Below are 769 nucleotides of genomic sequence, written 5' to 3'. Positions count from 1 at the left end.
AACCCCCGAAAGGGTCGAGTCATACGTCGCTACTCAAAGGAAGTGAGGTATGTGCTTAGACTTGACATCTAAGGTACTTCACTTCTAGTGAGCACTTGATTTCATTGTGCTTGTGACCGAAGTCACTGTGCACTCGCATCAAGCGCCCACACTTATCGGTTGTTTAATTGTTAAAGAGCGGTACTGCCAAATTCTGTACTACTTACTGCATCTTGCCGCCAACTTCGCGCTTCGTCGCTTACGCGACGTCGCCGCATCAGCAGCAGAGAAACGAGATTATGAAGGAGTTTTTAGCGCTTGTCAAATCGTTGTCGCTTTTGTTTGAGTTTTTCAACTCATCTCCAGCATCAAGACCTGGCAACTTACCGCCTGGACCCCTTCAGGTCCGCAGGACAACGCCCCGGCTTTTCGCTTCCCTTAGCAGCTATCGGAATGTCGGGGTATACCCTGATATTTCGGTAGCAGCCAAGCCGCAAACTATAACATCTTTTTTGCAGTTCATGCAGCTGGCTTCTGCCTAATCTGCATCTTCTACTGCAAAACCGCTGTTTTGCTGGATCTCTCCATCTTTACCGCGGCTGAGAACTCAAGGCTCTCACTTATATATAAAGACAAACCCCCGCAGGGTAACCTGCGGGGGTTTGCGGAATAAAAGCTTGACGATGACCTACTTTCACAGACGTCCGTCCACTATCATCGGCGCAAAGTCGTTTCACTGTCCTGTTCGGGATGGGAAGGAGTGGGACCAACTCGCTATGGTCGTCAAGCG

The 769-nt window shown here is 49.5% G+C and carries 1 rRNA gene; it reads right to left on the bottom strand.

Features of this window, described 5'->3' with window-relative positions:
* Positions 1-654: 654 nt before the first annotated feature.
* Positions 655-767 (bottom strand): 5S ribosomal RNA (gene rrf, locus IB268_RS30875).
* Between the last annotated feature and the right edge of the window lie 2 nt (positions 768-769).

It is taken from the genome of Achromobacter sp. ACM01 (assembly GCF_014851745.1).
Classification (GTDB): Bacteria; Pseudomonadota; Gammaproteobacteria; order Burkholderiales; family Burkholderiaceae_B; genus Achromobacter; species Achromobacter aegrifaciens.
The sequence above is the reverse complement of the archived record's forward strand: the minus strand, read 5'-3'. Positions and strand labels throughout refer to the sequence as shown.